The organism is Polaromonas sp., from assembly GCF_039930745.1.
Classification (GTDB): domain Bacteria; phylum Pseudomonadota; class Gammaproteobacteria; order Burkholderiales; family Burkholderiaceae_C; genus Polaromonas.
Genome location: NZ_JBDTTH010000118.1, coordinates 1 through 9,393, shown reverse-complemented (window position 1 = coordinate 9,393; position 9,393 = coordinate 1). Strand labels below are relative to the sequence as shown.

At 62.0% G+C, this 9,393-nt stretch carries 8 protein-coding genes; 6 read left to right on the top strand and 2 right to left on the bottom strand.

Annotation, left to right across the window (positions count from 1 at the left end):
- Position 1 precedes the first annotated feature (1 nt).
- From yidC to ABI660_RS21480, 4 genes are all read left to right on the top strand, one after another.
- On the top strand, positions 2-1,717 hold the full coding sequence (gene yidC, locus ABI660_RS21495; protein ID WP_348071967.1) for a membrane protein insertase YidC: 1,716 nt from the start codon (positions 2-4) through the stop codon (positions 1,715-1,717).
- A gap of 45 nt (positions 1,718-1,762) precedes the next feature.
- Positions 1,763-3,211, top strand: a complete 1,449-nt coding sequence (gene mnmE, locus ABI660_RS21490; RefSeq protein WP_348071965.1) for a tRNA uridine-5-carboxymethylaminomethyl(34) synthesis GTPase MnmE — start codon at positions 1,763-1,765, stop codon at positions 3,209-3,211.
- 115 nt (positions 3,212-3,326) lie between these two features.
- Positions 3,327-3,818: a cyclic nucleotide-binding domain-containing protein gene (locus ABI660_RS21485; protein ID WP_348071963.1), complete on the top strand. Its 492-nt coding sequence runs from the start codon at positions 3,327-3,329 to the stop codon at positions 3,816-3,818.
- 276 nt (positions 3,819-4,094) lie between these two features.
- Positions 4,095-4,961 (top strand): hypothetical protein, encoded by an 867-nt coding sequence (locus ABI660_RS21480; protein WP_348071961.1) that lies wholly within the window; start codon positions 4,095-4,097, stop codon positions 4,959-4,961.
- Positions 4,962-5,074: 113 nt separating this feature from the next.
- Here ABI660_RS21480 and ABI660_RS21475 read toward each other — a convergent pair whose 3' ends face one another.
- Together ABI660_RS21475 and ABI660_RS21470 are read right to left on the bottom strand one after the other, a co-directional pair.
- Positions 5,075-5,641: an adenine phosphoribosyltransferase gene (locus ABI660_RS21475; protein WP_348071960.1), complete on the bottom strand. Its 567-nt coding sequence runs from the start codon at positions 5,639-5,641 to the stop codon at positions 5,075-5,077.
- A gap of 78 nt (positions 5,642-5,719) precedes the next feature.
- Positions 5,720-7,705, bottom strand: a complete 1,986-nt coding sequence (locus tag ABI660_RS21470) for a cation:proton antiporter (RefSeq protein WP_348071969.1) — start codon at positions 7,703-7,705, stop codon at positions 5,720-5,722.
- Positions 7,706-7,823: 118 nt separating this feature from the next.
- Between ABI660_RS21470 and ABI660_RS21465 the strand changes: the two genes are divergently transcribed.
- Both ABI660_RS21465 and ABI660_RS21460 read left to right on the top strand, forming a co-directional pair.
- Positions 7,824-8,816: a KpsF/GutQ family sugar-phosphate isomerase gene (locus tag ABI660_RS21465; protein ID WP_348071958.1), complete on the top strand. Its 993-nt coding sequence runs from the start codon at positions 7,824-7,826 to the stop codon at positions 8,814-8,816.
- Positions 8,817-8,961: 145 nt separating this feature from the next.
- On the top strand, positions 8,962-9,393 hold a 432-nt coding region (locus ABI660_RS21460), incomplete at its 3' end, for a 3-deoxy-D-manno-octulosonate 8-phosphate phosphatase (RefSeq protein ID WP_348071956.1).

Genomic DNA, 9,393 nt, shown 5'->3' with positions numbered 1-9,393 from the left:
CATTTTGTGGGTGATTTTTGGTTTTTCCATGGTCTTGTTGTGGGACCAGTGGCAGCTTGCCAACGGCAAGAAGGCGACCTTCTTTCCCTCCCCCGCACCCGCGGTGAGCACGACGGCGCCTGTCGTTGGCAAACCCGCCGACGGTGCCGCGGTGCCTAGCGGCCAGACCAGTGGCAGCGCTGCGCCGGCACCGGTAGCTTCCGGTGTACCAGCCGCATCCGTTGCAGCGGGCGTGCTGCCCGCCACCACGCCCTCCGCGACCAAGGAGCGCCTGGTGGTCAAGACCGATGTGCTTGACCTGGCCTTTGACACCGAAGGCGGTACGCTGGTGCATTCGTCCTTCCCCAAACACAAGGACATGGCGGACAAAGGTTCCGGCTTTGTGCTGCTCGACCAGAGCCCCACGCGTATGTATGTGGCGCAGTCCGGCCTGATTGCCGGTGCCGCCGGGGGCAGCTTCCCCACACACAAGACGCTGATGACGGCCGTGCCCGGCGAGCGCACGCTACAGGACGGCCAGGACAGCCTTGAAGTCAAATTCGAATCAGCCGATGTTGGCGGCGTCAAGCTGGTCAAGACCTACACGCTCAAACGCGGCGCGTACGACATGACAGTGCGCCACGACGTGATCAACACGGGCGGTAGCGCGGTTTCGCCGCAGCTTTACCTGCAGTTGGTACGTGACGGCAACAAACCGCCGGGCGAATCCTCGTTTTATTCCACCTTCACCGGTCCGGCGGTGTACACCGAGGCGCAGAAATACCAGAAGGTTGAATTCAGCAACATCGAAAAAAACAAGGTGGAAGTCGAGAAACAGGCCACCAATGGTTATGTGGCCATGGTCCAGCATTATTTTGCAACGGCCTGGATGCTGGCCGACGGTGTCCAGCGCGATATTTTCTTCCGCAAGGTGGACACCAACCTGTACGCCGTGGGCATGATCACGTCGCTGGAGACGATTGCACCCGGCGTGACCAAATCGGTGGAAGCGAAGTTTTTTGTCGGCCCGCAGGTTGAAAAGCAGCTGGAGGCGATTGCCCCCGGGCTGGAGCTGGTCAAGGACTATGGCTGGCTGACGATCCTGGCCAAGCCGCTGTACTGGCTGCTCGACAAGCTGCACGGCTTTATTCACAACTGGGGCTGGTCCATCGTGGCGCTGGTGCTGTTGCTCAAGGCCGGGTTCTACTGGCTCAACGCCAAGGCTTATGCCAGCATGGCCAAGATGAAGGCCGTGAACCCCAAGATCATGGAAATGCGCGAACGCCTGAAAGACAAGCCGCAGGAAATGCAGCAGGCAATGATGAAGATGTACAAGGAGGAAAAAGTCAACCCGATGGGGGGCTGCTTCCCGATCGTGATCCAGATTCCCGTGTTCATTGCGCTGTACTGGGTGCTGCTCAGCTCGGTGGAAATGCGCAATGCGCCATGGGTCTTGTGGATCCATGACCTGTCGTCGCCGGATCCCTTCTATATCCTGCCCATTGTCATGGCCCTGACGACCATGCTGCAGACCGCGCTGAACCCGACGCCACCCGATCCAATGCAGGCCAAGCTGATGTGGTTCATGCCGCTGATCTTCAGCGTGATGTTCTTCTTCTTCCCGGCCGGCCTGGTGCTCTACTGGATCACCAACAACATCCTGTCAATTGCACAACAGTGGGTGATCAACACCCGCATGGGTGTGCCGCCCCAGTTCAACTTGCCGAAGTTCAGCTAAAAAACAAAAAAGGGCCGCTTCGCGGCCCTTTAACATGGTGCCTCCATGCTGGCCCGACACCACGATCTCATTGCTGCCATCACCACTGCGCCCGGCCGAGGGGCTGTGGGCATCGTGCGCATTTCCGGCAAAGCCATGGCCCCGCTGGTGAAGGCACTGTGCGGCCGTGCGTTGACGCCTAGGCAAGCTACTTACCTGCCTTTCCGCGATGCCGCGGGACAAGCGATTGACCAGGGCCTGGCGATTTATTTCCCGGCGCCGCATTCCTATACCGGTGAGGATGTGCTGGAGCTGCAGGCCCATGGCGGGCCGGTGGTGCTGCAGTTGCTGCTGGCCCGCTGCTTGGAAGCTGCAGCGGAGCGCGATGCGGCCACGGGCATGCCGCGCCTGGTAGGTCTGCGCCTGGCCCAGCCCGGGGAGTTCACCGAGCGCGCATTCCTGAACGACAAGATCGATCTGGCGCAAGCGGAGGCGATTGCCGACCTGATCGATGCCAGCACGGAAACCGCGGCGCGCTCGGCCGCGCGTTCGCTCTCCGGCGAATTTTCCAGGGAGGTTCATGCGCTGCTGGACCAGCTGGTGCACCTGCGGATGCTGGTGGAAGCGACGCTGGATTTTCCGGAAGAAGACATTGATTTCCTCCAGAAGGCGGATGCCCAGGGCCAGCTGGACCGGCTGCAGCAGACACTGGCTGCCGTGCTGCAGCGCGCGCAGCAAGGCGCGATCTTGCGCGAAGGCATCAAGGTCGTCATTGCCGGGCAGCCGAACGCCGGTAAAAGCTCTCTGCTCAATGCGCTGGCCGGGGCCGAGCTGGCCATCGTGACACCGGTGGCCGGTACCACGCGCGACAAGGTCAGCGAGCTGATCCAGATCGACGGCGTGCCGCTGCATGTGGTGGACACCGCTGGTCTGCGCGACAGCCTGTTGCCCGAAGTCGATGAAGTCGAAAAAATTGGCATCGAACGCGCGTGGACGGAAATCCAGAGCGCTGATGCTGTGCTGTTCCTGCACGACCTGACACGCCAGCAAACGCCTGAGGACCTGCGCATTGCCATGAATTACATCGCAGCGGATGCAGACATCGCGGGCGCTATCGCCGGGAAACTGCCTTCGAGCACGCCAGTGATTGATGTCTGGAACAAGGCGGACCTGGCAAGCCCTGGCGTATTGGCCGCCGTGTCTTCGGGTGTTCTCATTTCTGCCAAAACCGGTGCGGGTTTGCAGCAGCTGCGCCAGCAGCTGCTGCAGGTCGTGGGTTGGCATGCCGCCCCAGAAGGCGTTTTCATGGCGCGGGAACGCCATGTGCGCGCTCTTCGGCAGGTCGACGCGCAACTGGTGCGAGCGTCGGTACAACTAGGCGCGCCGGTGCCTGCCCTGGACTTGCTGGCGGAAGATTTGCGCCAGGCCCAGAATGCGCTGAGTGCCATCACCGGCCAGTTCACGCCTGACGACCTGCTGGGTGAAATCTTCTCGAAATTCTGCATTGGCAAGTAGCACGCCAACTATCGGCGTAAATGAGATACATGTGCCACGGGCGATGTATCAGGTGTAAACGGGCGTTAACGTCCCTTGCGGCTTGGACGTCCTGAAGGGTATCTTCCGTCCAACCATGAACGCACCCCTTCCCACCTCGGTTCGCTTTGACATCCAGGGCCTGGCCAGCGCCATTGCGCACAGCCATGCGAGCGATGCCCTGCGCTGCCAGTTCAACTCGCAGCAGTGGGAAGTGCTGGCTACCTACATGCAGCCGTTCGCCTTGCAAGTCGGTCAGTCGCTGATCGAGCAGGGGGCGGCGGACCAGACGCTGTATTTCATCGAGAGCGGCACCCTGAGCGTGCATTACCAGGACGACAAGGGGCGTGTGCGACTCGCCATGGTCGCTGCCGGATCAATGGTTGGTGAGGGCGCATTTTTTGCACGTCTGCCGCGTAGCGCCACGGTGCAGGCATCCAATGCCTGCAAGCTCTGGTGCCTGACAGCCCTGCGTTTCAAGGAGCTGTCGAATCGCCATAGCCTGATCGCGCTTGAGTTGGCGCTGGCCATGGGTGGCGTGCTGGCCAAACGTCTTTACAACCGGCCCAAACGTGTGGCGGTCACCTGAATTGACAGCCGGCCGCTCCCCGGATGTAAAAGCAGTGGTGGGGCGACAACAAGGCGTGCGAAAAAAATCGCCAGATGCAGTGCACTCAAACCGCCATAGCGTGATTTATTGCAGGAATGCGCGTCGGAGTCTCCCGGCGGTGAGTTCGGCCAGCTCAACGCAGGCGGATTCAAGAGAAGGACTCAGTAAACTTGGACGAAGAAGTTGCGCAAATTTTCTTCGCAACACCAACCCTGATCGCTGCATGCGCAGCTATCGTTTTTCAGGCGCCAGTTGATGTCACTTTTTAGTTGGTTCTCCGGTAAATCCAGCCAAGACGAAGGTCTTTCCGTCCAGCCACAGCTGGACAGCGACAGCGTCGGCCTGAGCCGCGTCGAGCGTACCCGTCCGGTGGCGGGTGCGCGGCCCAAAGTATCGGCGCCCATGCCGCTGAACAATCCTTCCGAGCAAAGCGGCCAAAAAACCCAAAGGCATGCCAAAAGGGAATTGCTGTATGCCGCTGTGCGTGAGGCCATGATCCGCGCTGGTGTGTTGTCGGCCAGCTATAAATTCAAGGTGCTTTCACTGGACCCGCGCGGCGAGCAGTTCATGGTCATGATGGACCTGGCACAGGAGTTTGGCGGTCAGACAGAACGCCTGGCGGAAATCGAAGTCCTGATTGCCCAGAGTGCCAAGTCGCGCTACAACATCCGGGTGACGGCGGTTTACTGGCGCATGAACGAGCTGGTTTCTGTGGGCCAACCCCGCCCCAGCGCCCATGCCGCAGTCGCCAGCCCGCGCCCCAATACCGAAACGCCAAAAGCGGCACCTGTCGTATCCGCTGGTCCGGTGCAGGTTGCCGCAGCGGTTGTCGCAGAAGTTGCTACGGCGGAACCGGTGGCTGTTGCCCCTCTGGCGCCGCTGCCCAAACGTTATGAACCCATCCAGGCCGATGAAGTGACGGCGTTCAAGCAGGCCCTTGCCGCTGCATCAGCCAGCGGCATGCCGCGTCCCGCCAAGGGCACGTCTGACAAAGACGACAAAGACGACCGAAGCGGCTCGCGTTCTTACACCCTGCTGACCGGGTTTGAAGACACCGAGATGCCCGAAACACCCATGACCGTGCCCGCCTTGAGCGCCACCCAATATGGCGACCTGGTTTGATCAACAGATGCCGGGCTACATGGCTGCCGGCACCTGAATAATGAGTCAAATCGGTCTCTAGCCCTTATTCCACGGGCGCTACCAGCTATCAAATTGATAGTTTTCGGCGCGGCCTAATGTCCGTCGAAATCCAGCAGGGTAAAAAGCGGTAACCCGCTGGCGCGCAATTTGTCGGAACCGCCGAGTTCCGGCAGGTCCACAATCGCGGCGCCTTCCATCACCCGGGCCCCCAGTTTTTCCAGCAGTTTTTTGCCGGCCATCATGGTGCCGCCGGTGGCGATCAGGTCATCGATCAGCAGCACCCGGTCGTCGGGTTTGACGGCATCGGTGTGCAGCTCAACGGTGGCGCTGCCGTACTCCAGTTCATAGGTTTCCTGCACGGTGGTGAAAGGCAGCTTGCCCTTTTTCCGGATCGGAACAAAACCGATGTTGAGTTCGTAAGCCACCACGGCACCAAGAATGAAACCGCGCGCATCAAGCCCGGCGACCACATCCGGGCGCAGGGCGGGGTCCATGTAGCGGTGCACAAAAGCGTCGATCAGCACACGAAAAACCTTGGGGTCCTGCAGCAGCGGCGTGATGTCGCGAAACTGCACACCCGGCGCCGGCCAGTCGGGCACGGTGCGGATGTGGCTGCGGAGGTAGGGGCCGTAGTTGAAAGAGTCGCTCGAGGCGGGCATGGGTTTGCTTGGAAGTTCTGCGGGCCCCCATTTTGCTCCGACCGATGGCCAGCGGCCATCTGTGCCCGGCATGAACATTCAGCCGCGCAAAAGTTTCTGCTCAGCCAGCGCCAGGGCCTCGGTCCGGCCCGAGAGCACCAGGGTGTCGCCGCCCTGAAGCCGGGTGTTGTCCAGCGCTTCCAGAGCCTTGCCGCCGCCGCGCCGCAGGCTGACCACGCGCACGCCAGTCGCGTGCAATGCAAACTCGCCAAGCTGCTTGCCGACGGATTTGATGCCCAGCGGCAAAGTGACGGTGGAGAGGCGCTCCTGCTCCAGGTCACCCGCCGTGTCGTCGTCGGCGCCGCGGAAGTAGCCGCGCAGCAGGTTGTAGCGCACATCGCGCTGGTCCTGCACCACCCGGATCACGCGGCGCATGGGCACGCCCACCAGCGCCAGCGCATGGCTGGCCAGCATCAGGCTGCCTTCAATGGCCTCCGGAACTACCTCGGTGGCGCCAGCGGCCTGCAGTTTTTCCAGGTCGCGGTCATCCACAGTGCGCACAATCACCGGCACGGTGGGGGCGTGGGCGCGGATGTTTGCCAATACCTTGAGTGCGCTGGCGGTGTCCAGATAAGTCACCACCACGGCACTGGCACGTGCCAGGCCTGCAGCCATCAGCGACTGCAGGCGCACGGCGTCACCGAACACCACCGAGTCGCCCGCGGCAGCGGCCTGGCGCACCCGATCGGGGTCCAGGTCGAGGGCGATGTAGGGAATGCCTTCGCCTTCGAGCATGTGGCCCAGGTTCTGGCCGCAGCGGCCATAACCGCAAACAATCACATGCCTTTCGGTATTGATGGACTTGCGTGCAATGGTGGTCATTTGCAGCGACTGCTGCAGCCATTCGCTGGAGACCAGCTTCATCACGATGCGGTTGCTGTACATGACGATGAAGGGTGTGGCGAGCATGGACAGCACCATGCTCGCCAGGATGGGGTTGAGCAGCGACGGGGGAACCAGGTTGTTGCCCTGCGCCAGTGTCAGCAGCACAAAGCCGAACTCACCGGCCTGCGCCAGGTACAGGCCGGTGCGCAGCGACACGCCGGCGGTGGCCCCCAAGGCCCGGGCCAGCGCCGTGATCATGACCAGTTTGAACAGCACCGGCACGGTCAGCAACAGCAGCACCAGTGGCCAGCGCTCAAGCACCAGCCGCCAGTCCAGCAGCATCCCGATGCTGATGAAAAACAGGCCAAGCAAGACATCGTGAAAGGGCCGGATGTCGGTTTCGACCTGATGCTTGTACTCGGTTTCGGAAATCAGCATGCCGGCAATAAAAGCGCCGAGCGCCAGGCTCAGGCCGGCCAGCTCGGTCAGCCAGGCCAGCGCCAGCGTGACGAGCAGCAGGTTCAGCACAAACAGCTCTTCACTTTTGCGCCTGGCCACCAGCGTCAGCCACCAGCGCATGACACGCTGGCCGCCGGTCAACAGCAAGCCGACCAGCACCGTTGCCTTGAGCCCGGCGATGGCCAGCGCCATCAGCAGCTTGTCGGGTGAAGCGCCCAAGGCGGGAATCAGCACCAGCAGCGGCACCACGGCCAGATCCTGGAACAGCAGCACGCCCATCACGCGTTTGCCGTGTTCGGACTCCAGCTCCAGCCGCTCGGACAGCAGCTTGACCACGACGGCTGTGCTGCTCATGGCGATGGCGCCGGAAAGCGCCAGCACCATCTGCCAGGACATCTTCCACAAGGTGGGTGCCAGCGCGGCCAGGAACAGGGAGCCGACTGTGGCCAGCACTATCGTGAACGCGACCTGAAGCAGGCCCAGCCCGAAGACATGACGCCGCATGGAGCGCAGCTTGGGCAGGTTGAACTCAAGCCCGATCACAAACATGAGGAAGACCACACCGAACTCGCCGAGGTGGCGCACCCCGTCGGAATTCTCGGCCAGTGCCAGCGCATTGGGACCAATCACCACCCCGACGGCTAAATAACCGAGCATGGGCGGCAGCTTGAGCGTGCGGCAAGCGACCACACCCAACACAGCAGCCAGTAAATACAGCAGTGTGAGTTCGAGCGCAGTCATGTTTAGATGGTAGCTGAAGGGCTTGTTGTTCTTGACAGCGGCCATCAATTTCGCTGCGCTGCAGTGCAACCAGCGGGATTGGGGCCATGCGCCTGATGCGGCTCTATAGAATGCGGGCATGAGCTTTGAACCTGCGAAATTTGATCCCGCGCGAGCGCTGGCACTGGCCCACGAGACCCTTGAAATCGAAGCTGCCGCAGTGCTTGGACTGAAAGGCCGGATCGGCCCCGAATTCGCGCAGGCTGTGCAGGTCATGCTGGCCTGCAAGGGGCGGGTCGTGGTGATGGGCATGGGGAAAAGCGGCCACGTTGGCCGGAAAATTTCCGCCACGCTTGCCTCCACCGGCACGCCGGCCATGTTTGTCCATCCGGCTGAAGCCAGCCACGGCGACCTCGGCATGGTGTCGCCGGGAGACATCGTGCTGGCGATCTCCAATTCCGGCGAAGTGGAAGAGCTGGCGGTTATCCTGCCGGCCCTGAAACGCCTCGGCGTGACGCTGGTGGCGATGACCGGCCGGACCGCATCCACACTTGCGAAACATGCCGACCTGGTTCTGAACAGCGCCGTGGATGCGGAGGCCTGTCCGCTCAACTTGGCGCCCACGGCCAGTACGACGGCGCAAATGGCGCTGGGGGATGCGCTGGCGGTTGCCCTGCTCGATGCCCGCGGCTTCAGGGAAGAAGACTTTGCCCGCTCCCACCCGGGCGGCGCACTGGGCCGCAAGCTGCTGACGCATATCGAGGATGTGATGCGCACCGGTGACGCGGTCCCGGCGGTGGGTCTTCAGGCCAGTTTTACGGAACTGATGCGCGAGATGAGCAACAAGGGTCTGGGCGCTTCGGCCATCGTCGATGATGCACGCCGGGTGCGCGGCATTTTTACCGATGGTGATCTGCGCCGGCTGATTGAAAAAGGGGTGGACCTGCGGGCCAGCAAAGCCGCCGAGGTCATGCACCCCGATCCGCGTACGCTGCATGCTGGCGCACTGGCAGTAGAGGCGGTGGCGCTGATGGAGCAGTACCGCATCACCAGTGTGCTGGTGGTGGACGATGCGGGGGTTCTGTGCGGTGCGCTCAACAGCAACGACTTGCTGCGCGCGAAAGTGATATGACCCCCACGTTTGTCACTTCGTGTACTGCACTGCCCCCCGAGGGGGCCGCTGCGCCTGCGGCCTGGCGAAGCCAACTCCGCGACCCCGGCTTGAGAAGACGGGGAACTATGCGTACGGACTCGATGCAGTTTTCAGGTAGTTACGCATGAAGGTCGTGTCGCCGGCCCTGAACTTCGCACCACAACTGCTGCTGCTCGCACAACAGGTGAAAGTGGCTTTTTTTGATGTGGACGGTGTCCTCACAGATGGCGGCCTGTATTTCGGGGAGTATCCGGAAGGCGATCCCCGGGCGACACCGCAGGTCGGGTTCAATGCCGCGGGCGAGACACTCAAACGTTTTAATTCGCTTGACGGACACGGCTTGAAACTGCTGCAGCGCGCCGGCATCACGCCGGCCGTGGTCACCGGCCGCGACAGCGCCGTGCTGCGTACACGCCTGCAGGCGCTGGGTGTTGTGCATGCCCATTTCGGTACCGAAGACAAGCTGCCGGCCGCCGAGATCACCCTCAAGGCGCTGGGGCTCGACTGGTCGCAGGCTGCATTCATGGGTGACGACTGGCCGGACCTGCCGGTGATG